The sequence below is a fragment of the Mesorhizobium sp. M4B.F.Ca.ET.143.01.1.1 genome (assembly GCF_004792275.1).
Lineage (GTDB): Bacteria > Pseudomonadota > Alphaproteobacteria > Rhizobiales > Rhizobiaceae > Mesorhizobium > Mesorhizobium abyssinicae.
Map to the genome: position 1 here is coordinate 12,825 of NZ_SRSR01000026.1, position 22,166 is coordinate 34,990.

Below are 22,166 nucleotides of genomic sequence, written 5' to 3' on the forward strand. Positions count from 1 at the left end.
GGCGCACCGCAGGCTCACCAGGTGGCCGACCGGTTTCATCTGGTCCAGAATCTTCGTACGGCAATCGAGGAACAGATCAGCCTTAGTGGACGTGCTTCAGGAAGATCCATCCTGTCCGAGGACGCTCTTGTCGACGCTGCGACACATCGCCGGCGTGCCCGTCTCGCGCATAGGCAGTCTCGCCAGGAGATATTCGAGATGCTCCACGCCTTACGCCAGGAGGGTCTATCCTACAGCGCGATCGCCCGACGGACCGGCTACGAGCGTCGCAGCGTAGCGAAGTGGCTCAAGTTCAAGGCTCCGCCAGATAGGCGGCGAGCAGCATTGAACCCCACATCACCATGGTGCTTTGAAACGTTCCTTGCCCAATGCTGGAAGGAAGGGAACCGCTGCGGACGGCATCTTTTATGTCAAGCAGCGCGGCTACACCGGCAGCTTCTCCAATCTGGAGCGACTGCTGGGAGCTTGGCGGCGGGCCGAAAAGAGTGCGCGCCGATGATGTTCCTTCGATGGCGATCAGCTTGGGACCCGTTCGAGATCCGGATACCGGCCACGCGATTTCGCCAGTTGTTGCCGCGGCGCTGTGCATAAAGCCAAGAGGCCTGCTGACGCCTCGACAAGCAAGGAAAGTCGATGCCCTGAAGCAGGGATCTGACGCATTCGCCGAGATGCGACGCCTGGCAATGCGCTTCAACGGTATCCTTCGGAGCAAGAGGTCGGAAACACTGGACCCCTGGATCGACGATGCAATCGACTCCGACATCATTCCGATCATGCGATTCGCCCGTGTTTTGCGCAGAGACATCGATGCCGTCAACAACGCCATCGAGCTGTCCTGGAGCAACGGACAGGCCGAAGGTCAATCAACCGCCTCAAGACCCGTAAGCGCGCAATGTACGGCAGGGCAGGCCCCGAACTGCTGAGAGCACGAATGCTGCCACCGCGCCACACAAATTGAGGAAGAACCCAATTAACTGCCAAGCGACAATAGGACGCGTGCTAAGATCGCGGCCTGCCTGCAAGCCAGGCGGGATAACTTTTTAAGGATGAACGACCGAAATCAGGCGGCTCTCTTGCTGACATCGATGCCGCCACGGCCCTTAGTTGTTCGCAGACTTGATCCAGTTCACCAAAGGCCTCGAAGCCAAACGTCCAGGCAACGACATCTTCAATTTTGACCATTGTCAGTTCTACATTGCAGCCACGGGCTGGTAACTGTTCGCGAACCGGTTTGCCCTTCGCGTTCAACTCGATCTCCCGCGGCGCTCCCTCTCCAGTATCAAATTTTCGCAACCACCTTGTTTTAGAAGTGGCTATCGTCGCGGCAGGTAACGTCAATGCTCGTGACGTCCATTTGGTCCAGATTTCAATTTCACCACAAAAGGCACCTTCTGAAAGTGACCCGGTGCGGCCGACCAGACCCTTTACCTCCAGCCCTGGTTTTTCTCCTCGGGCTTTCACTCCCAGTTCGACCTGTTCGGGATCATGTAGATACACGTCCTCTCGCAGCTCTTTCCCTCCAGCCGCAAACGGGTGCATGGGGGAGTTGACGAACCAATCATAGAGATTGGGAGGTACGGTGTCCCAAAACCAGCGAAGTTCTGCGGAAACTTCCATTTCGACAGCTCCTCTTCACTTGCTAGACTGTTCCTCCACGATAACAGATTCAGATGGATCTCGCGCAATTTTCCAGAACATGGTATGATACGTCGCGTGCCTGGGCGGGCTGCCATTTTCATCTGCAGGCAGCAGTTCAAGGATTGAGTACTTAGTTCCTCGTAGCCTCATGCGTCGTGGGTAGCCTCCGGCCCCGGTCATAAAATCTCTCTAGGCACGTCCCGATCTCAAGGAGATGGCGATGGCGATTGTATCAGCACAAGGCACTGCAGAGCCTTTCGATGCGGACGGTGAGCCTTATGCAGTGTTCGGGAGTCGAGTGCCGGCACTCCGCAGCTTCCGGCTTACCTACCCTGCCGGGCGGGACCGTGAATTAGTCCTTATTCAGGTGTTGGCTGGCGGCAGAGCAGAGGATCTATCGCCCAACGCACAAAATCAACCGTCCAGCATTCCAGACGGGAGGCTGCAAGTTCGCCTGCAGGATGCCGACCCTTCTGGAGAAGAGTTTGGCTACAATATCTCCCATTCGCTCCTGCGGATTCCAGGTGCTCGCCGTTTTCAGATCAGGGATGTGGGATGCGTCGGTGCGTGTCAACGCGAGCTTCCACCGGAGGTCATGGACAGCGCGGACAATGGAGATGCGTTGCGCCGCCCCTTGATAGCATTGGTGGGGTTCAGAGTCTTCTTCATCGGCAACAGGGAGCAGGAATTGGACCGCGTCGGAGTCTGGTTCACCGGCAATGAGCTGAATGTTGCCCTGCGCGATGGAAACAGCGGAGACACCTTCGGCTATCTTGTCGACTTCGTTGTCATTCCCACCGTCGGTTTGAATGTCACAACCGGAATAGAGAGAGGCACTGCCGACGGACTGCAAAGGGTACCCTTCCCGACGCCGTCGCGCGCCCATTTCATGCTGACGGGCTGGGCATTCAATTTCCAGCCGGGCGACCGCCAGATCCTCGACATTGGCGTCCTCCGGGATGACGACTCCTTCACTGTCTTTTACGCTGACAATGGCGGTGGCGAGAGGTTCGACTGGCGTATCGAATGGGCTCATGTCGCGCCGATTGTTGTGGCGCCAACGTCGTAGGGTAAGCTTCCGGTGACGGCCGCGTCGCCGCTTACAGCGTCGACAGTATAATTCACGGGCTGCCCAAGCTCACCTTCAATAGCTGTTTTGCTCGGGCGGGCCTGCCTTGATGGTCGAGCAAACAAAAATTCCGGCATGGGACCCTAGAAACGCATCAGAGCCGTTAGCGCCGATACCACCGCGACTACTAGGGCCCAAACACCAGCCAGCGTAGCGGCACCGACGTCGATCATCGGCTGGGTGCCTGGGTCCTTAGCCATCATTGTTTTATTATTCAAAGCCGTCGCTAGTAGGTGTATTCTGAAGACTTCGCACTCGGCCATTCCGCAATGGGGAGATGCTATGACACGACTGTTGCTTTCGCCGCTTTCTGTTTTTTCTGGATTGATGCCGCGACGGCCCAGCCCATCGATCAGGCGCTGGTGGACTGTCGTGAGGCTCGAATTCTGGTGCGGGAGGCCTCCGATCTCGGGCCGTCTCTTGTCGGGCTTGGGATGGAGGCGGGGCTGCAGCAAGCTATCTTAGCAATCTGCAAAGTGCGGTTGACGACTGTGAGACCAATTCAGCATATGCGATTTCGGGGCTTCCTGCTTTTCCGAATCAGTCATTGGCGGAGCGGGGATGTCAGGTTGTCTGCATATACACGCGTTGAGACCTGCAGCCGCTGATGTCAGCTGACCACGGCCACGGCTTTCCATTCCGCCATGGCCTGCAGGCGGTGAATATGTGTAGCGAGAGCGGAGCGTTTTGAGCGTGGCGGGACGAAGAGATTGCGCAGAGCCGAGAAGATCGAAACGAAGCGTTGCAGTGCTCCTGGTGATCGGAAGCCTTGCATAATCCGCTCCCGTTTTCGCAGCGGCACATGCGAATTCTCGGCACGGTTGTTCAATCCCTTATGCGACCGATGCTCGACGTCCGGCATCACCTGTCGCCTGGCTGCTCCATAGGAGCGCAGCTTGTCGGTGATCATGCGCTTCGGCGCGACGCCTTGCTTCTTCAGCAGCCGCGTCAGCAAGCGCTTGGCCGCTTTGGTGTTGCGGCGGTTCTGGACGATCTCGTCGAGCACATAGCCATCCTGGTCGACGGCGCGCCACAACCAGTGTTTCCTGCCGGCGATGGTGATGACGATCTCGTCCAGGTGCCAGACATCGTTTCGGCTGTGCTGCTTGCGGCGCAAGCGGCGAGCGTAATGCGGACCGAACTTGATGCCCCACCGGCGGATTATCTCATACGAAACCACGATCCCGCGCTCCAGCAGCATTTCCTCGACCAGACGCAGGCTCAAGGGGAACCTGTAGTAGAGCCAGACTGCATTGGCGATGATCTGCGGCGGGAAACGATGGCGCTTGTAGCTGACGGTTGCGGTGTTCATGACATCGGGTCTATGCCGCAAATCCCTGAACGCGAGTTAAGTTGATAACGCCCCTCGAGCCTCTTGAACTCGTTTTGCACCGCCTCGGGTGTCAGCCAACTGTCTGGCTGGAACCAGCCCTGCGTCGCGAAGAGGCTCAAGAAAGGCAGAGCCACGCGACGAAGCGCCCCGAAGTAATCGTCCCGAAGTTCGGTCCATTGGAGCGTGATTGTCCTGGCAAATCGATCATCGGCGAGCTTGTTGGAGACGACTACCTGGAAGCTGTCCCACATGAGCACGCGGTCAGCGAGCCCGCGCCAATCCATCCTGACGATGACCTGCGCTACCCGAGACGCTGGATCGTGTCGTGAAGGAGGCGATGGACCAGCTCGGCTTGGAGCGCGACGATGAGCCCGATGAAGCCGTCGTCTTTCTCGAAGGGAGGCGCCATGCAGTTCGACGTCGCGCCCGGTCTCGCTTTCACGAAACCGTTGTCGGCGACCATCAACGGAAAAGCGATCCCGAGCCCTAGATGGTCGTCGATCCTGCTCACGATGATTGCGCAACTAAAGTCAAAGGGCCTCGACGGTGACAAGCTTGTCCGTGAACTGGGGATCCCGGCCAAAGCCGCCAAGGTCGACGACGAGGAGTTTAAGTACCACCCTGACCTGGGTATTTCGGTGCAGGGCCAGTCCGGTTCCGACGCATGGAAAGAGGTCGACCGCCTTGCCAAAAAGTGGCGCATCCCTGTCACGGTTGAGTTTTGGTGGCGCCAGAATCCAAAGGCCCAGCATCCCGGCCGCACGGGCGTACTGAAGTCAGCCGTCGTATAGTAGCCGGCCCGCGCATGCCCCTGTTCGGAGGCCTGTCCGCATATGGGGGCAGGCGAACGCGCCTAGTCGGCGGCGTCTAACCGACACCGCCGACTAGGCGCGTTCGTTTATGTTCTGCTCGATCTGACGTGCCGATGCTAGAATATCGTCGAAGTTGGGGCGATGTGCCGAAGATCATGGCGGTCGTATTGGCATAGTCGCGCGCGAGCGCGGGCTCCATCTCGGAGACCGGCGCGATCGCGAAGCTGCCCGGAACTGCTGAGGCGAGATCATCGAAAAACATCCGCGCATGCCGCGCACAATCGGCGCCGAGGTTGTCGCTTGGCAGATGGGGTGGTTGCCGTCCTCCCCTAACGGCATCGCGATGTGCCAAGCGACAGTGGGAGTCGCTAAAAGTTGCGCACCCGGCCCCCGTCATGCATGGTGGCGTCGGCAAAGGGGGGAGTGCTGCTAATGTTCAAGCACTTTGGTTCAATCGGTTTGTTGCTACTTGCAACAACGCCAGCATTGAGCGAGGACGACGCTAGCCTTCTGGTTGATATGCATACTCGCGCGCTCTCATGCTCGGCGTTGGCATTCCTCGGAGCCAGGCGCTCGGTGACGAGCCACCTCACTGCCCGCCGCAGTCGTTCAGGCGTCCAGTCGAGGCCGCGCTGCTTCAGGACCCGAGCGATGTCGTCCCAGTTATGGTCTGGTCGCATCCGGCGGACCGTCGGAAGCCACTGGTTCATCGTTGATTGTAGCCGTCGGCCATAAGCCGCCTTTTGTATCGCGGTCATTTTCGCCAGGGCTTCGGGCTTGCGCTCCCGGATACCTGGATAGCCTAGCAGTCGCCCCTTCGATCTTGCAGCGATGATGCCGGCCTTGGTCCGTTCCGAGATCAGCGCACGCTCGAGCTGGGCAACGGCACCGAGTACCTGTAGCGAAAACATGCCCTGTGGCGTCGACGTGTCGATTGGATCTCGGAGAGATCGGAAATGCGCGCCCTTCTCTGATAGCTTAGAAAGTTCGGGGAATACGCCCGATAGCGCAGAAGGCGGACAGTGGCCGTGCCGTGCGTGGTGGCGATGAGAAGCCTCCACGAGCTCGGGCCTGGCCAGGGTCTGGAACTGGCGGTTCGCATGCCCGACCAGGAGGGGCTGTTGTCAGCCTCGATGATCTTCGAGGGACAAAGCCGGCAGTGCTGGCGACGCTGCACTCCGTCGGAGCCTCGCTACGGCGGGAGAAGTCGACCGGGTTCGTCGTGACGTCGCCCCCGCCATACACAATGCGTCGGGCATTGTGAAATAGAGCTTGCCGTGGATGATCTGTTCTTCGATTACTGGCGGAGAACACCATTGTCTTGTAAATAAAGCATACTGTCAGCCGTTGGCGTCGGGGATGTGTCAGACGCGGCGATGTCAATTGCCTTGGGGGATGGATCAATGCTGAAGCGATATGTTGTTCTTCCTGCACATGGTTTTAAGTCTCAGACGCTGGCCCAGGCCGCGTCCCTTCGGTCGACGATTTCGCTGGCAGCGGCCGTCGGGGGCCAAGCTCCTGCGGCGCGGGTTGCAACTAGCCAGGTCGATGTCATCGATTCCGTCAGTGTCGATGGACCGAAGCTCGTTGAGATGACGCCTGAAACGGAGCTTGAGCTGAGGCTCGAGGAACCGTCGCTCAAAATCGTTCCTGTCGTCATCTACGAGAAAATGCGGGTGATATACGAGATAAAGCGCGAAGCTGCGGCGGCCGTGTTTGCCACCGCCGCTCAAGGGAGCGTCCTGAGGATCGAAGATTTGGGAGGCAATCCACTCGCCGATGCGCGCGTTATCGCCTTCACGAATTTCCGCACGAGAGCGGGCGATGAGGGCAGGACCGACGCTCGTGGCGACGTTCGACTCCGAATTGCGCTCGGCACGACCTTGGAACGGGTCTATGTCTATGGGCCGCCTCGCTACTGGGGTCGCTTCGAGCGGAATTTCACGCTTTCGGCCGGAGCCAGCCTGCAACTGGAGCAGATCGACCTCACACAGAGCCTTCTGGCACTGCGCCGGTTCAGAGGCAGCCTGCCGTTGACAGCTGGCGAGGGCATTGTGGTCGGCATTGTCGACAGCGGCATCGATCCAAACCATCCGCTATTACCTAATGTGTCTGGCGGAGCCAACATGGTCCTCGATGAAACAAAGGACGATCCAGGGCAGATCGCCGATTGGGGACCTGCCGCTCTCGACGGTGAACATGGGACCCACGTCGCGGGCATTGTCGGGGCACGACCGGCCGGCGGCATCGATCTTGCGGGGGTCGCGCCAGGTGTAACTTTAAGAAGCTACCGGGTGTTTCCCCACAAAGGAGGTGGAGCCACCAACTATGACATCATGAACGCGATCGATAGAGCTGTTCAGGATGGCTGCCATGTCGTTAATCTAAGCCTCGGCGGCGGAGCCGAGGATGAAGCGGTGCGGGCTGCGATCGGGTCGGCATTGGATAATGGAGTTCTGGTCGTCGCCGCAGCCGGCAATGACGGCCGCAAGCCCGTGAGCTACCCAGCTGCATTGCCTTTTTGCGTGGCGGTATCGGCCGCGGGTTGGACGGGTTCCTTTCCAACGCCTTCATCGGAAAGCAGCGATATCGCCAAGCCGCATGGGTCCAACCAGACCTTCCTGGGTGCGTTCTCTAATTTCGGGCCGCAGATAGATCTAACCGGTCCTGGCGTCGGGGTCGTTTCTACCCTGCCCGGCGCCACGTTCGGTGCAATGAGCGGAACCTCGATGGCGAGTCCCGCGTTGGCTGGGTTCGCAGCCTATCTTTTGGCCGCGGACGCTACTATATTAGGTTTGATCGGTGCGAGCAAAAGTACCGCTCTGAGAGACAAGCTGTTCGGATCGGCGACGCCCCTTGGCTTTGGCCGGGACTACGAAGGCTTCGGGCTTCCAGGTTAGGATGATCATGAGCGATATAGTGATGCAGCAGGTAATTTTGCGGAAGGAACACGCGGCTGCGCCATCTTCAAGCGAGACCGCCAAGAGAGTCGGTCGTGCTGGTGCCGTCGTTGTTGACGAAAAGGCTTCCTCGTTACTAGTCGAAGGTGACGAAGAAACCATACGTTCCGCCACGCAAGGATTGACCGGATGGAAGGCGATCCCGATGAAGCGGTATTCCGTCCCTGATACCAGAAAGAAAATCGGCTGGTAACCTGCCGGCTTCTCTTCTGCTAGTTGGTCCCCGCGACAACTAGTTGCGGGATTAGGTCTTTTTTTGACGATTGTACTAGGCAAAACGCCAGAATTCCTTTGACGAATACTTTCGAGCATTGACTCGCACTTGCGCCAACTCCAACTTCAAGTATATTGGCGTGCAGCCTTTGGCTTTTGCCTGAGCGATGGTGTTGATCGAGGGGGAGATCATGTCATTCGTTCGCCGAAACGTCTGGAAACTGCCGCCAAATGACGAAACCTTGCTGTGGTACAGCAGGGCCATAGGCAAACTTCAGGAGCGAGACCTTTCTGACCCCACCAGTTGGTGGTCACTCGCGGCCATGCACGGTATCGACGAAGAAGTCTGGCGAAAGTTTGGATACATACCTCAGGGAACGCCGTTGCCGAACAGTCAGCAACTGCGGAAACTTTGGAATCAATGCCAGCATCTCACATGGTTTTTTCTACCGTGGCATCGTGGTTATCTGGCAGCGTTCGAGGCCCTTCTCCGTGATGAAATCGTCAAGTTGCATGGACCGTCCGATTGGGCGCTGCCTTACTGGGATTACTCAAGCGACAGGCAAAGTCTGGAACTGCCTCGGGCGTTCGCACAGCCTCAGTGGCCGGACGGCAGTCGAAACTTCCTCCATGTGACCCGCAGGTATGGATCGGCCCAGGTTCCTATCGTTCAGACGCCGCTGATCCTCGATCGAAGGGTGGTGCCGATTGGTCCAGCGCTCGGCGAGAAGTTCTTTGAAGGTACGCCTGGAGAGGGGCCCGCCGGTTTTGGCGGCGTCAAGACCACCTTCTGGCATGGCGATGAAGGTGAAAGTAAGTTCGGTGGCCTGGAACAACAACCGCATGGACCGGTGCATGTCTGGGTCGGTGGAGGTTTCAAGGGCAATGGGCTCAGCCAGGATCGGTTCGACCTCGGTCTCATGACCAATCCGGATACAGCAGCGTTGGACCCGATTTTCTGGTTGCACCATGCGAATATCGACCGCTTGTGGAAGGTGTGGTTGAGGCAGGTACGCCGACCGAATGATGGGCCTGACGTTTTTGCCGATCCGACCGATCCCGATTGGCTGAACGGGCCGAGAGACCGGCATTTCACAATGCCGGCAGTTGATGGTACGCTTTATACGTTCACGCCGCGTGACGTTTTGGATACCGAAGCGCCGAAACTCGGATATCTCTACGATGATGACACGCAGATTGCGGAGGCGACAGACCGGGTAGCGGTCCGTTTCGAACGACTAGGTGTTTCGCCTCGAGTCGCATCCCAGCTTTCAGGGGGCCTTCAAATGGCACCGCCAAAATCGCCGTCCCTTGTGGGAGCAAATAGCTCGGTTGTACGTCTTAACAGCGATGTCGTTGAGACCACGATCAAACTGGACAGCGGCGAAAAGCAGAGGCTTTCGCAAGCACTGTCCGTCGGCCCTGGCATCGCGCGCGAGCCGGACCGGGTCTTTCTTAACCTAGAAAACGTGAAAAGTCCGAGTGACGCGGCGATATTCTACGTTTATGTTGGTCTCCCCGATGACGTCGATCCTGAGGACGACACTGAGCATCTGGCCGGTTCGTTCTCCATGTTCGGTGTAAGCAAAGTCAGTCACCCAACCGCCTCCTCCGGAAATGGCGTCACTGCCTCGTTTGACATCACGAGTATCATCGACGCCAAGCACGCCACCTCGGGCTTGGAAGACGAGCTATCGGTAAAGCTGGTGGCTGCTGTGCCAGGAGCCACGAGTAATGATATCTCCATAGGGCGCGTCAGCATCTATCGGCAGGAACAGTGAGATGCGGGCGGCCACCGTCGCCTGGATCGCACTATCGCGAGTGCCACGACCAATTCTTTTTCTGACGGTGGCCGGATGGGTTCTCCTGGCCAGTTCGGCGGATGTTCCTGCAATGCCTGACCTCTGCCTGTCGGTTACGAATTTTGGACAACAGATCGCCGTAAGAGCGGAAGCGACTTTTGCATCCGCGGACCTTGTCCTTGCGGCAGGCTCCTGGCTGGCAATGCTTGTCGCCATGATGCCGCCCCTGCTATCGGCCCCGTTGCTGCACCTTTGGCGACAAAGCCTGAGCCGTCGTCGATGGCGCGCGATAGGGTTGTTTCTGTGCGCCTACATGTTCGTTTGGATCGCGGCAGGCGCGTTACTGATGTCGACCGCGATCCTGATACAGGTGCTGCTGTTTGCGACCGGCGTCGATCCGATCGTGGCCGCGGCTTTCATAGCACTGTCGTGGCAAGCCACCCCTTGGAAGCAACTTTCCCTCAACCGCTGCCACAGGCGGCCAACCCTAGCTGCTTTCGGGTTTAAGGCCGTAAGGGATGATCTTATGTTTGGTTTCGTACGGGCCTTCTGGTGTGTCGGCACGTGCTGGGCATTCATGCTCTGTGCACTTCTCAGCAGCGGCTTGCTTCAATGGGGCGTCATGGCAGCTGCCATGTCCGTATCTTTATTTGAGCGTACCCGTGAACCACGACAACCTAGCTGGTTCTCCGCCCTAGGGCTTTCGCTCAGCATTCCTCGAGGTCACCAGCCAGTCAGTCGAGGCGCGTCATGATTGTCAGCATTCCCGTTTATGATGAAGTAGACCTTCTGGGTGTTTCCGGCCCTCAAGAAGTGCTGAAGTTGGTGCCAGACCTCGAAGTCAGGCTGGTAGGCGGATCAGTGGATACGTCGGTCGTTACACGTGACGGTTTTAGATTTTTGGCCACACACTCCTACGACGATAATACGCAAGTTGATGTGCTTTGGGTGCCTGGCGGCAATCCGAACGCCATGGCACCTATCATGAACCGTGGCGGAGACGGGCACTACCTGGATTACATCGTCCGCACTGCTGAAAATGCACGATGGGTCTGCTCGGTGTGCGAAGGGGCGCTTCTGCTTGCCGCAGCCGGTCTCCTAGCCGCCTTCATGCACGGCGATGAGGTTTTGGCGGCCTGAAGCGGCGATGTGGCCGCTGTTGGGCGCTTTTCCGCGAGCCGTGCATCAAGGCGGTTAGGAGGGTAACGTCGAACCCTTCACCTGTCAGCCAGTCTGCGACCGCTTTGGCTCCCGTGGCACACCCTTCTAGAACCGGCAGCCCGCCGGTCTTGTTGACGCCGATAATGACGCTTGCCCGCTTTTTCGGCATTTCCCCGGGGGAACACGATTATCTTCTAACATCGAAAGCAACGCATCTGGCCGTTGATTTTTGGAGATTTTTGCCACTGCGTGGCTGCGAGAAGTCCGACGTTACAAAGCGAAGCTATTCGTGAGTAATGCTCCGCGAGTCGTCAACGTTGGGACATGGCGCAAGAAAAGGGATGGGTGAGGTCATCTACCGTCACTTTTCTGGACGGTAAGCTGAACAATCCACCGCTTCGTTAAGGGGCTCGCACGGACTGACTTCTAGGCTCGGCTACTTGCGGTGGCTGTCATAAGGCCGCTAATCTATATGCTTGCATCGTCGCAGGGCCGGAGCGATCTTGATCTGGCAAGTTCTGCTTTTTTAGCCTGCGGGTCGCCGAGTGGATTAGTCTAGCGTTGATGATGAATGCGGTATGATCGAGGCCGCTAGCGCACCCGCCTTCGCCTTGGCGGAAACGATACTGTCGCTGCCGGCACGGAGCGAAAACGAAATTCGGATCAAAGCTACGGCGACGGCCTGGATCGAGGGGACTTATTGGACGGATGCAAATTTTAGAGCTTTGAACTGAAAAGCGAACAACCCGTTTCTCATTCTTGGGGCAACAACGGTGAGGGCCCCGGCCTGACCGTCCCGTCCCGGAATTGAATTAGCGGGTTCGACGTTGCGAACCCCATGGCGCGCTGTTGCGTTTTCAGCAACTCTTGCGGAGGCGGTCGAAAGCACGGCAAAAGCTCAAGCTTGGTCGGACGGAACCGGAGCTAGGCTTGATATGAACACGGCATTTCTGTTGCTCGCGCAATACAATGGTGCAGCGATTATCCCCATTGACGTTGTGTGCCGCGACTATTTCCAGCACCTCACGCCGCAGGTGCTCATCCGCAAAACGACAGACGGCGAGATCGATTTGCCCGTGGTCAGGATCGAGAGCAGCCAGAAGGCGGCGAAGGGGGTATATTTGCTCGACCTCGCCACCTGGATTGACAAGCGGCGCGAGGCCGCGAAGAAAGAGAACGACCAGCTGAATGGAAGACGATGAGAGGCACTCTGACTGAGCTACTCCCTGGCGTCTCCAGGCAATACCCATCCGTCCATTTCCTCTGTTAGGCAAAATCGTAGGTCTTCGTCCGACATACTTCTAACAACTGCTGGCAACCAATGATATTTCTGCATCAGATAGAAGTGCACGGCTTGGATGCCATCTATAGACCGATACTTCTCGCGTTTGGCTATGTGATCGCCAAATACATGTAGGCCGTAGCTCAACCCAGCCTCAGCGTTTTTGAGTTGCTGTAAGACTTGGTATTTTCTGTCCATATTAGCCCCTTCTTCCAACGCCCGCCACGGCGGCTATGATTGCTATGCTTGTCTCACGTTTCCACCGATTCGGAAACGACGTTGCGGTATCGCCCGCTTTCATGCCGGACCGTTAATTGTCACATCGCGAACCCTCGCCTGCAACCTGGGTAAGTTGACAGGTGTCGGCCTAGCCGTCGTGATGGCAGAGACATCGGGGCGTTTGTCACATGGGACTTAAACGGGGTCTTCCTCAATTTGTGTGGTTCATCCGCTGTTAGCGACGCGCACCGCAGGCTCACCAGGTGGCCGACCGGTTTCATCTGGTCCAGAATCTTCGTACGGCAATCGAGGAACAGATCAGCCTTAGTGGACGTGCTTCAGGAAGATCCATCCTGTCCGAGGACGCTCTTGTCGACGCTGCGACACATCGCCGGCGTGCCCGTCTCGCGCATAGGCAGTCTCGCCAGGAGATATTCGAGATGCTCCACGCCTTACGCCAGGAGGGTCTATCCTACAGCGCGATCGCCCGACGGACCGGCTACGAGCGTCGCAGCGTAGCGAAGTGGCTCAAGTTCAAGGCTCCGCCAGATAGGCGGCGAGCAGCATTGAACCCCACATCACCATGGTGCTTTGAAACGTTCCTTGCCCAATGCTGGAAGGAAGGGAACCGCTGCGGACGGCATCTTTTATGTCAAGCAGCGCGGCTACACCGGCAGCTTCTCCAATCTGGAGCGACTGCTGGGAGCTTGGCGGCGGGCCGAAAAGAGTGCGCGCCGATGATGTTCCTTCGATGGCGATCAGCTTGGGACCCGTTCGAGATCCGGATACCGGCCACGCGATTTCGCCAGTTGTTGCCGCGGCGCTGTGCATAAAGCCAAGAGGCCTGCTGACGCCTCGACAAGCAAGGAAAGTCGATGCCCTGAAGCAGGGATCTGACGCATTCGCCGAGATGCGACGCCTGGCAATGCGCTTCAACGGTATCCTTCGGAGCAAGAGGTCGGAAACACTGGACCCCTGGATCGACGATGCAATCGACTCCGACATCATTCCGATCATGCGATTCGCCCGTGTTTTGCGCAGAGACATCGATGCCGTCAACAACGCCATCGAGCTGTCCTGGAGCAACGGACAGGCCGAAGGTCAGATCAACCGCCTCAAGACCCTCAAGCGCGCAATGTACGGCAGGGCAGGCCCCGAACTGCTGAGAGCACGAATGCTGCCACCGCGCCACACAAATTGAGGAAGATCCCGTTTAAGTGCCAAGCGACAAAACATTTTTGCCAGCGATGATCGCAAGCTACGCGGGCGATCTCACCCGATTGGTCCTGGAGCTTCGTCATCTGCTCCGTTGAGATCTTGGGTGTGCGCCGTTCAAGACGAGCGTCTACCGCGCGCGCCTAAAACCGGGCTGAGGCATGTGCGACGAGTGTGCCTGGAGAGCATCAGGAACTGTGGGGCGGTTAGTTACGGAGGCTCTCTGAGCGGGCCGGAACCGCGCCACAGAAATTGCCCGTTTGGTCGGCCGCAACGTGACTGCCCCACAAATCCTCATGGTCCCCAATTTGGACCGATATCCCGCAACGATCAGGGTGTTGACTGGACACCCGTTCGAGGGAGCGCGGGGTGGGCGTCAGGCGACTTAGGTGGGGCAACAAAGCTGAGGGCCATAGCGACAGCAAAGAAAATGATGCCGTTTCGGATAAGGTCGATCGCGGCAGACGCTTCGTTTGCTCGTATCATATTGAGAACTTCGAAGCTGGCGGCAGCCTCATTTAATGTTTTTCGAGCGTCCTCCCCGCCCGCTTCGACAGCATTCATGAATTTCGCGCCATAACCGAATCGAGGCTTGGGTCGTAGGCCTCTGAATCCAAGAATGGCTCCGTATAGGAAGAACACCATCGACAGGAATAAAAGCGTAAGCACGGCGATCTTGATTGGCGATGCAGCCAAGCCGTCGACAATCGTTTTCGCCACTGCTCCACCCACAGTCAGCGCAATAGACAACGACGCTGTAAGTTTCGATAGTTTGTCATCCAGTTCTTTTGCGCGCGTCCATTCGGAATCAACATACTTCTTAATATCACCGTCACTGAGCGACCTAATATCACTGAACGATTCGTGTGAATCGAGTGATTGAAGTCGCTTCGCTATACGACGATTGACCAAAGGCGTCCGAAACGCATCGAAGAGAAACGACCACAGTGCCTTGATCACGTCCGGACCTCCGAAGCCAGTTCCTGTGCTATGGCCCCCGAGATTCCGCGACCATCGCGATCAAGCCAGCCCCACTCACCTGTCGGGTTGATTTCTATAAACCAATATCGCCCTGCGGAGAGAGCCAAATCGATCGCACCATATCTTAGCCCCAATACGCTCATCATCGCCCGACAACGTCGTTCGACTTCGGCTGGAAGTTGGTGCTCTTTGTAAACGAGTTCTGTCTTTGGGCGTAGACGCCAGTCCCCCTCAACTCCACCTTCATCAGTTTCTACCGTGCTGCACCAAAGGCGTTCACCGATCAACGTGACCCGGAGATCCAACTTCGGTGACAGGAGCGCCTGGCAGGTAACAGGAACCGTGTGAAAGTCCACGTCGACGCAATCGGACCAATCGGTAAGAATGGTATATCCGAAATGTTGACTGCTCCCCTCCGATAGAAGAACCGTATCGACGCTCTTGATCGCCAATTTCTGCCCCAAGAGACAAGGAACGTCGGCGGCCTTGTCATTTGTAACAAGCGTTTCAGGCACATCGAAACCGAGCTTGCAGGCCACCCGTAACTGATACGGTTTTGATTCTGCGCGATACGTCGCCGCAGGATCATTGAACCAACGGGCTTCATCGAAAAGCATCAGCCCACGCATCGCTGCAGACCATTGAGAGCGATCGAGTTGTTCCTCGACCGTCAGCGCTCTACCTGGCGTGTTTCTGAGAAACGTTGGCTGTCGCCACCACACAGACTTAAGATTGGACGCAATGTTCCATACATGGTCGGCATAACTGCAGGTCAGGCGTGCCCTCAAGGGATCTATTTGAAGACGGAGGTCCGGCAATTGTTCTCTGTTCAACCGCAGAAATTGAACTCCCATCGCCGAAAGATGATAGCAGATGCGGTCGGTGGAAAGATCAGCCAAGCTCGATAGGAGCAGTACATCCACCTCAATCGGCAAAGTTATTCCCCTTTTTGGTCCTCTCCGGTTTCAAGGTCATTTTTCTTGGTCGCGGGGTCGTTCCCCTGCTGGAAAGCTACCAAGCCCTCATGATTACGCCAAACGCCCGCCACAAAATCATAGGTGGCGTCCTTTGGCTGCCCATTTCCGTTCGCTTGGTATTTCTTCGCCCTGGTTTGCAAAATATGCATCAGGATCGCCCCCTATCTTGGAATAAGATTTTAGACGCGGCAAAAAATCAAGTGCCGTTTACGATAAAGAAAACCGATGAACACACAAGTTCTTGGGATCATTCATTCAGAGGTGCCGACAGCGAACTTCCAATCTGTCCAAGAGGGCCGCCGACGAGGCCGAATCAAGGCATTTCCCACCGAGCTTCGCCACGACCGATCCTGAAAATGCGGCAGCTTTGTCCGTCAGGCGCGTATTCGACATGCAACAGACTTGGAGCGAGTTGCCGCAAACGATGCTGGACCCCAGTGGCCCGCCTGAATTCCGGAGTGGTCACTGTGACCGCGCCATTGGCCGGATCGATGCTGATCCGACCAGGAATCGCAGGGCTGGCGAATGCGGGAACAGCGCCCTGCATGGTCCACTCCTGCGCGATCCACTTCAAGATAGGTCCAGACAGTGCCTCAGTCCGGAATTGCCTCCAGATCGCGGCGGTATCGACGGTCGGCCAATGCGCCTGGTCGCTAAGCGCCGTGACCTCATTGGAGCCCAGCCATTGATTCATCTCACCGCGAGTCACGAAAGTTGGTTGCGTCTCACGGATCACCGTAATGGCCGCGACACGCGAAGGCAGCCCTGCTCGCACAAGCATCGCCATCATCGTCTGCGGAACGCCGGCCTCAATCGTAGCGGCGGCGCTTCCTTCGATAACCTCAGACTCGCCGCCGCGAGCGCGGCGGCGCATCCGGACGGCTTCGATCGCCCAGACGAGCCGATAGACAAAGGCGTCCTCAACAACTCGCATGTTGTCCAGTCCAAGGGCGACGACATCGGTACCGGCCAACCATGAGCTGAGCAGATTGCGCCAGTTGCCAGGCAGATCGACATCCGGAACGAACGGCCGGATCGCGAACAGCCGTTCGGCCATGCTAATGAGCGCGCTGCTGAGGCCAGGATGGTCTCCGGCCAAAGCGGCAGTATCAGCCTGGTCGAGCAAGGCTGTGACATCTTCTGCTATCGCGTCGATTGCCAACCAGCCTCCAGCCCGACACCCATGGCGAATGTCGCGCGACGCTGCATTGCGCTCGACTTGTTCCATATCAGGTTCGCACGCGCCCAAAGTACCCAGAGCTGGTTCGATCGGGCCCGGTCGCCAAGGCGCCCGATCTGGCGTGCCCAGAGGGACCCGGTCAGCGCGTCGTTCAGCAGGCGCGGCAATTCTGCGCTATCGGCGTCGAGAGCTTCAATCAATCCGAAAACGGTAGCATCCAGCCGTTCGATCAAGCTTTCGATGGAGTCCGTATCCCCCGCTTGATCCTGCGGAAACCACGCTTCCTGCGCGTTGGCGAGGTATTCCATGGCATCCGCTCGCAGGAAGACGTTTGTCCGCGCGAGACGGGCCATGACTTCAGCAACGACCGATATGATCCCACTGGTTAGAGATCGCGCCTTTGCGGACCCGACGAGATCGCGCCAAGCTCGGAGGCGCCAGTTTTCGGGTTGGTACATCACGTGGAGAACGAGGCCCTCCAGATCGACGAAGGCGCGGCCGGCGCGGCCGGCCACGTTGGCGAACTCTTCGCCCGAAAGTGGCACGCCCGCTCGATAGAGCGTTGGAATAAGCAGCACCGCAGCATTCAGATTGAGCCCCTGCGCGAGAGTGGGCGAGGCGATGGTTACGCGGAGGATCCCGGCAGCGAGCAACGCCTCGACCTCACGGAGGAACGGGCCAGGCAAACGACCATGATGTATTGCGACGCCGATGGGTAGGCATCGCACTGCCGGATGGTCCTGCCCCAGCCATTCGCGACCAACAGCCAAAGCGCGTTCGACTTGCGCAGCGTTCTCGAGTAGGGACGGCAAGTAGCCGCGCCGGATCGACAATCGTCTCGGCGTAGCCCTCGACGTGATCACGTTGCGTGCAGAAAATCAGCGCTCGTTTTCCCTGTGCCGAAAACGTCCATGCCGCAGCGAGCGTGAACTCCTTGTTGTCCCTCGGGAACGGCGTTCGGCGTGGTCGGATTGCAGGCTGCTCAGGAATGAAGTGCCTGATATAGGGGCCGCCTGCTTCAAGGTCGAAACTCAGCCGGCCAGAATTGCCCTGCCAAGCGAGTGTTCCAAACCGTTGCCGAGTCGGGCGCCAGCCCGACTGTATTGGAGTGCCGGCCGCGTCACTGCGTATCCAGGCGGTGAGATCGTTGAGTTGGTCTCCCTCGGGGAGACTCGCAGAGAGGCATACGATGCGACGGCCCGCATTGTCTGGGCGGCGGAGCAGTCGTTGCACCAAACTCTCATAGCGAATCTCGCGTTCGCTCGGTCCTATGAGATGGCCCTCATCGAGAACGACAAGCCCAACATCATCGATAATGGTTGGATCGTTGCGCAGCGCAAAGTCGAGTTTTTCTGGTGTCGCAATCACGATGTCCTGCGATCGCAGGGCGTCCTCATCGCCGATCGCCAGACCGCTGGCGCCATAGAGCGATGAAACCGTGAAGCCGAGACTGGAGAACGTCTTCCGAAAGGAGCGCTCCGTCTGCGCAGAAAGGGCGCGCAACGGTGTCACGATCAGAACGCGGCGACCCGATGCGAGCGCCATCAGCGCAGCAATCTCGGCTATGCGCGTTTTGCCAGCGCTCGTCGGGAGCGCAACAACAAGATCATCGGTGAGGTCTGTCGCTCTGTGAGCCGCCTCGAGTTGCGACGGCCATAGCTCGACCTCGGCAACGCGCCGGGAATAGAGTTCTCCCACGAAGAGTTTCCGCAGGGCCCGGTATCCTTCGGCGCCAGCCGGACCTTCGACAGGAAGGACCTGATGCAAGCTGCTGGCCCAGGTCATCGATCAAGTTCAGCGCGATCCGTGCAGTCCACCAAAGGCTCACCGCACTAGAATGCGTTGCTAGGGAAATTGCCCTGCGCAGCAACAATCTCGCCTCATCAGCAAGGGCTACGACTCCAGTTTGAAGTGCGAACTCAAAAAACGCGAACGCGCGAAAGATTGTCGTCGTGACAATGACCGTCACCACCTCATCCGGGTCGAGCTCGCCATCCGCGGCTGAACGCGCGATGCCATCGTCTCCGTGTGCGGGGTCGAGAAGCCAAGCCCTTGCTCGCGTACCAAGTGTGTCCAGATCGCGCAGGATAAGAAACGCCAATGCCTCCTCCGCCGGTGCAAAGTTCGGCCGGTCAGACCGCTGTGCGATCAGCGAGAAGGCCAAGGCTGAATAGCTTGCAAGGTGATAGGCAGCAGCGCCCGCTATTCGATAGAAGCCACGATTGACGTCTTCTGGCGCGCCATTCTGGACCAGCGCCTCAAACGCGTTCCCCGCGCGTGCAAAGCCTTTCCGCCAAACATCGGCGTCGCCTTGCGACTCGCGAAGAGCCATCGATGCGCGCAAAAGCGATAACGCGTATTCCGCAAGATCCGTGTCTATGGTGTTGCCAAAGGCGGGCGCGTCCTCGGGAAGCGTCCCCTCCCGGCAAATAATTGCATGCGCTTCGCCGCGTGCCTGCAGTCGGCCCCTGGCGCCGTCCGCTGCCGTCTGGGTCAGAAAGACGGTCAGCTCCTCAATCGTTTCCAAGGGCGAGCGCTCCTTCGTAGGAGAGCCTTATAAACTCCTGATGGTCAGCGATCCGAAGATGAACGACGGTATGGGTCCGCTCTGTACCGGCTGCCTGAAGATCATCCAGCAGAGCTGTGGCGCGGCGTTTCCCGACATTGTGAAGAGGGCGTGGTCAATGCGCGCGGCCGGCACTGCACGATTGGCCACTTCATTGCGGATCGCGCGGCCCAGGACTGCGCCACCATCCTCGTGCTCCATCAACCGGTCGGCGATAAAGAGCAGTGATGTCGCGGTCGGACGCCCGTTGTCGCGGGACAGAGCCGCTCGCGCTTCGGATATCGTTGCGCCGGCAAGATTGGCTCGGCTCTTGGCCTCCCCCTTTAGCAGGAAGAGTTCCCCCGCGGCATCGACACGCACGCCGATGAAGTCGTCGCCTCGCAAGGCCATCTCTCGACCGTCCTTGTAGCGAAGTCGCCGAACCGGAACGGAGAAACCGAGTTGCTCCTCGACGAGTTCCGTTGCAAAGATTTCACCCAGCTCGCCCGATCGCGCACGCGATGATCGGGGAAGGCGCTCCGCCAGCACCGCAGCGGCGCCAGGAAAGCCCAACTCGAGAATATCGTCCGCAATGCGCGCCATGTCATCGTAGTGCGAGCGAACAAGATCAGGCAGTCGGTCCGCGATGGCAGCCCGACCATCGGCGCGTTCTGTGAGGCGGCGAAGATGCTTGCGGCCATCCTCCTGATGATCACAGTCGCACCAATCATCGAACAGCGGCATCGTGCTTCCCTATTCCAGTCGCGACTCGTCTGGTCACGTTCGGACCTTATCGGCCGTAGACAGAAACTCCTCTGACCTTCTCGAGAAAGCGCTCGACGAGATCGGGATCGTCAACCCGCTCGACCCGTGCGGGACGGGACATAGTGGCAGAGTTTGTGTTTGGAAAACCCCACGCCAGCTTTGGGTTGCGCTTCAAATTCTTCATCGCAAGCAAGACACCGAACGATCCGCGAATTTCGGAATCGTCTAGAAGCAACTGAATGTCACGGAGGTGGCGACCTAAGGCGCGGTGGAACTCGTGAATCGTAATCCGCCCGCTGGCATCCGCTGTGATGGGATGGGCGACATAGGAGTGGATCAACCAATCGTCCCCGATGAAGAACCGCGATGTCGCACGGTTCTCGTCGAAGGTAACATCTCGGACCTCGACACCATCCTCGCAACCTTTGAACACTCCGCTCCCACTATGATTGTGGTAATGGCGGATAGACTTAAGTACGCCCCGTCCCGGGTCGAAAGGGGCTCTTCCGCGCTCATAGTGCTCCTGCGGCACGATCGCGACGTGCAGCGTGGCGCCGTTGTTCTGCATTATGTCCCTGGCTTCGACCGCGGCATTCTCCCGCTCCATGAGTTTCGCCGTATCCGCTTCGAACTGCTCAATGGACGTGAACAGCGAATGGACCTGATCTCGTGGAATGGGCGTATTCTGTGCCCCGGTGCGCAGGTAGAAACCGCCTGTAATCTTGTTTTGGTACGGTCTCAGCCGGTGGGCCGGCAGCACGATGTCAACGATGTAGTTTTCGCCATCGATGTCGAGAAACTCCACCAACACCTTCATCGGCTTTGGATCGATGCTGTCCTGGATGATGGAGGTCAAACGCCGGCGAAGGACATCCTTATCCCCCTGCAGCGGTTGGAATCGCTCAAACACACCTCTTTTCTCACCGACACCAACAATGAGATGGCCTGCCCCGGCATTGAGGAAGGCCACAACGTCATCGATAAGGTTCGACTTTCCGCGCGGATCGTCCAGATTCACGAGTCTCTTGAACTCGTACGCCTGACCCTCTTGGATCATACCATCGCGGATACGCTCCATTGTGAGCGCTGCAGATTTTCTGGTATTCAATAGACTCCCCAACCCACTTTATGTTCATCACCTCTCTTATCGCGCCTTTCTTCGTCGATGGATACTCTGCCAAGTCGGCGCAATGGAGGAGATCGGTCCTCAGCCTCAGTCAGTCTACTCGACGCCCTCCTGGTCGTTTGTGGTCGAGTCTTCACTGGGACCGAACGTTCCGAGCAAATCCCCAGCGAGCAGCTTCTCCTTGCTGAGCAGCCCGGCATCCTCGAGCGCTTCGAAATCCGGCAGCTCGCGCAGTGTGTCGAGGCCGAACTCCAGCAGGAACGCTTTGGTCGTGACGTAGGTGTACGGCGCGCCGGGCGTCGGACTGCGCGGACCGGAGGCGATCAAGCCGAAACCGCGCAAATTGCCGATCAGGTCGCGACTGATTTCCTTGCCGAAGAAGGAGGACAGCTCGGCGCGGGTGATCGGCTGGAAGTAGGCGATGCACATCAGCACCAGCACGTCCGACTGCGTCAGGTCTACAGCACGCCCGTTTGCGCCGACGGCTGTGCCAAATGCACTGCGGATGGCGTCGGCATAGGCCGGCCGGGTCAGGTGCCGAAAACCGCCGGCCACGGCGACCAGATCGTAGGGCCGGCCACGCAGCTCCTCCCGGATGTCGTCGATCAAAAGGTCGATGCTGCAGCTTTTTCCGACAATGCGGGACAGCGTCTCGCGGCTGACCGGTTCGCTCGCAGCAAAAATCGTCGCTTCGACGCGGTTCATCCACTCCCGCCAGCGAACCTCCGCCGGCAGGTGGTCGAGATCGCGATCGAACAGGCGGTCGCCTGATCGATGGTCATCTGACCGGCCCTGCCCTCGCCTCTTGCGCGCCGCCTCCGCCATCGG

General features: G+C 58.2%; 20 protein-coding genes and 5 pseudogenes. 10 read left to right on the forward strand and 15 right to left on the reverse strand.

Going from position 1 to position 22,166, the window contains the following annotated elements:
- Window positions 1-958 (forward strand): annotated as a pseudogene (locus EN786_RS33905) (transposase); the annotation flags it as partial.
- A gap of 41 nt (window positions 959-999) precedes the next feature.
- On the opposite strand, the gene EN786_RS33910 reads toward EN786_RS33905, so the two are convergent.
- A complete protein-coding gene (locus tag EN786_RS33910) occupies window positions 1,000-1,617 on the reverse strand; it encodes a hypothetical protein (protein WP_135909682.1) in 618 nt (205 codons plus the stop codon).
- Between the two features lie 241 nt (window positions 1,618-1,858).
- Here EN786_RS33910 and EN786_RS33915 point away from each other — a divergent pair, with 241 nt between their 5' ends.
- Window positions 1,859-2,707, forward strand: a complete 849-nt coding sequence (locus EN786_RS33915; protein ID WP_135909684.1) for a hypothetical protein — start codon at window positions 1,859-1,861, stop codon at window positions 2,705-2,707.
- Between the two features lie 670 nt (window positions 2,708-3,377).
- Here EN786_RS33915 and EN786_RS33920 read toward each other — a convergent pair.
- Window positions 3,378-4,079: an IS6 family transposase gene (locus EN786_RS33920; protein ID WP_135909686.1), complete on the reverse strand. Its 702-nt coding sequence runs from the start codon at window positions 4,077-4,079 to the stop codon at window positions 3,378-3,380.
- Window positions 4,076-4,351, reverse strand: coding sequence for a hypothetical protein (locus EN786_RS33925; RefSeq protein ID WP_135909688.1), 276 nt, complete (start codon window positions 4,349-4,351; stop codon window positions 4,076-4,078). Before EN786_RS33925 ends, EN786_RS33920 begins: the two co-directional genes overlap by 4 nt.
- 56 nt (window positions 4,352-4,407) lie before the next feature.
- Here EN786_RS33925 and EN786_RS33930 point away from each other — a divergent pair.
- Window positions 4,408-4,891, forward strand: a pseudogene (locus EN786_RS33930) (hypothetical protein); the annotation flags it as partial.
- Between the two features lie 93 nt (window positions 4,892-4,984).
- Here the strand turns inward: EN786_RS33930 and EN786_RS39020 are convergent.
- Together EN786_RS39020 and EN786_RS33940 are read right to left on the reverse strand one after the other, a co-directional pair.
- Window positions 4,985-5,207: pseudogene (locus EN786_RS39020) on the reverse strand (nucleotidyl transferase AbiEii/AbiGii toxin family protein); the annotation flags it as partial.
- Between the two features lie 268 nt (window positions 5,208-5,475).
- Window positions 5,476-5,889, reverse strand: a pseudogene (locus tag EN786_RS33940) (recombinase family protein); the annotation flags it as partial.
- 426 nt (window positions 5,890-6,315) lie between these two features.
- On the opposite strand from EN786_RS33940, the gene EN786_RS33955 reads away from it, so the two are divergent.
- The 7 genes and pseudogenes from EN786_RS33955 to EN786_RS33990 form a co-directional block, all read left to right on the forward strand.
- Window positions 6,316-7,812 carry a S8 family serine peptidase gene (locus EN786_RS33955; protein ID WP_189524350.1) on the forward strand — a complete coding sequence of 499 codons (1,497 nt, stop codon included), beginning with the start codon at window positions 6,316-6,318 and terminating at the stop codon, window positions 7,810-7,812.
- 7 nt (window positions 7,813-7,819) lie between these two features.
- Entirely contained in the window at window positions 7,820-8,065 is a 246-nt protein-coding gene (locus EN786_RS33960; RefSeq protein WP_135909692.1) for a hypothetical protein, read from the forward strand.
- 211 nt (window positions 8,066-8,276) lie between these two features.
- Complete coding sequence (locus EN786_RS33965; RefSeq protein ID WP_189524351.1) at window positions 8,277-9,866, forward strand: tyrosinase family protein; 1,590 nt, start codon at window positions 8,277-8,279, stop codon at window positions 9,864-9,866.
- 1 nt (window position 9,867) lies between these two features.
- Window positions 9,868-10,641, forward strand: coding sequence for a DUF2182 domain-containing protein (locus EN786_RS33970; protein WP_135909696.1), 774 nt, complete (start codon window positions 9,868-9,870; stop codon window positions 10,639-10,641).
- On the forward strand, window positions 10,638-11,027 hold the full coding sequence (locus EN786_RS33975; protein WP_135909698.1) for a DJ-1/PfpI family protein: 390 nt from the start codon (window positions 10,638-10,640) through the stop codon (window positions 11,025-11,027). Before EN786_RS33970 ends, EN786_RS33975 begins: the two co-directional genes overlap by 4 nt.
- 956 nt (window positions 11,028-11,983) lie before the next feature.
- Window positions 11,984-12,250 (forward strand): pyocin activator PrtN family protein, encoded by a 267-nt coding sequence (locus EN786_RS33980; RefSeq protein WP_135909700.1) that lies wholly within the window; start codon window positions 11,984-11,986, stop codon window positions 12,248-12,250.
- Between the two features lie 544 nt (window positions 12,251-12,794).
- A pseudogene (locus EN786_RS33990) lies at window positions 12,795-13,750 on the forward strand (transposase); the annotation flags it as partial.
- A gap of 344 nt (window positions 13,751-14,094) precedes the next feature.
- Here the strand turns inward: EN786_RS33990 and EN786_RS33995 are convergent.
- The 10 genes from EN786_RS33995 to EN786_RS34025 all read right to left on the reverse strand — a co-directional run bounded on the left by EN786_RS33995 (window position 14,095) and on the right by EN786_RS34025 (window position 22,163).
- The gene (locus EN786_RS33995; RefSeq protein ID WP_135909704.1) at window positions 14,095-14,724 is read right to left on the reverse strand and encodes a hypothetical protein; all 630 of its coding nucleotides are present in this window, start codon (window positions 14,722-14,724) and stop codon (window positions 14,095-14,097) included.
- The gene (locus tag EN786_RS34000; RefSeq protein ID WP_135909706.1) at window positions 14,721-15,680 is read right to left on the reverse strand and encodes a RimK-like protein; all 960 of its coding nucleotides are present in this window, start codon (window positions 15,678-15,680) and stop codon (window positions 14,721-14,723) included. Before EN786_RS34000 ends, EN786_RS33995 begins: the two co-directional genes overlap by 4 nt.
- 2 nt (window positions 15,681-15,682) lie before the next feature.
- Window positions 15,683-15,871 carry a hypothetical protein gene (locus tag EN786_RS34005; protein ID WP_135909708.1) on the reverse strand — a complete coding sequence of 63 codons (189 nt, stop codon included), beginning with the start codon at window positions 15,869-15,871 and terminating at the stop codon, window positions 15,683-15,685.
- 164 nt (window positions 15,872-16,035) lie between these two features.
- Window positions 16,036-16,884: a hypothetical protein gene (locus tag EN786_RS39025; RefSeq protein WP_246688804.1), complete on the reverse strand. Its 849-nt coding sequence runs from the start codon at window positions 16,882-16,884 to the stop codon at window positions 16,036-16,038.
- Window positions 16,866-17,555: a hypothetical protein gene (locus EN786_RS39030; protein ID WP_246688805.1), complete on the reverse strand. Its 690-nt coding sequence runs from the start codon at window positions 17,553-17,555 to the stop codon at window positions 16,866-16,868. The genes EN786_RS39025 and EN786_RS39030 overlap by 19 nt, the downstream gene beginning before the upstream one ends.
- A 10-nt stretch (window positions 17,556-17,565) precedes the next feature.
- Window positions 17,566-18,600, reverse strand: coding sequence for a DEAD/DEAH box helicase (locus tag EN786_RS39035; protein ID WP_246688806.1), 1,035 nt, complete (start codon window positions 18,598-18,600; stop codon window positions 17,566-17,568).
- Window positions 18,509-19,429 (reverse strand): hypothetical protein, encoded by a 921-nt coding sequence (locus EN786_RS39040; RefSeq protein ID WP_246688807.1) that lies wholly within the window; start codon window positions 19,427-19,429, stop codon window positions 18,509-18,511. Before EN786_RS39040 ends, EN786_RS39035 begins: the two co-directional genes overlap by 92 nt.
- 27 nt (window positions 19,430-19,456) lie before the next feature.
- Window positions 19,457-20,191: a Hachiman antiphage defense system protein HamA gene (locus tag EN786_RS34015; protein WP_246688808.1), complete on the reverse strand. Its 735-nt coding sequence runs from the start codon at window positions 20,189-20,191 to the stop codon at window positions 19,457-19,459.
- A 46-nt stretch (window positions 20,192-20,237) separates the two neighbouring features.
- Complete coding sequence (locus tag EN786_RS34020) at window positions 20,238-21,290, reverse strand: ATP-binding protein (RefSeq protein WP_145972932.1); 1,053 nt, start codon at window positions 21,288-21,290, stop codon at window positions 20,238-20,240.
- A gap of 144 nt (window positions 21,291-21,434) precedes the next feature.
- Window positions 21,435-22,163, reverse strand: a complete 729-nt coding sequence (locus EN786_RS34025) for an SMC-Scp complex subunit ScpB (protein ID WP_135909712.1) — start codon at window positions 22,161-22,163, stop codon at window positions 21,435-21,437.
- Between the last annotated feature and the right edge of the window lie 3 nt (window positions 22,164-22,166).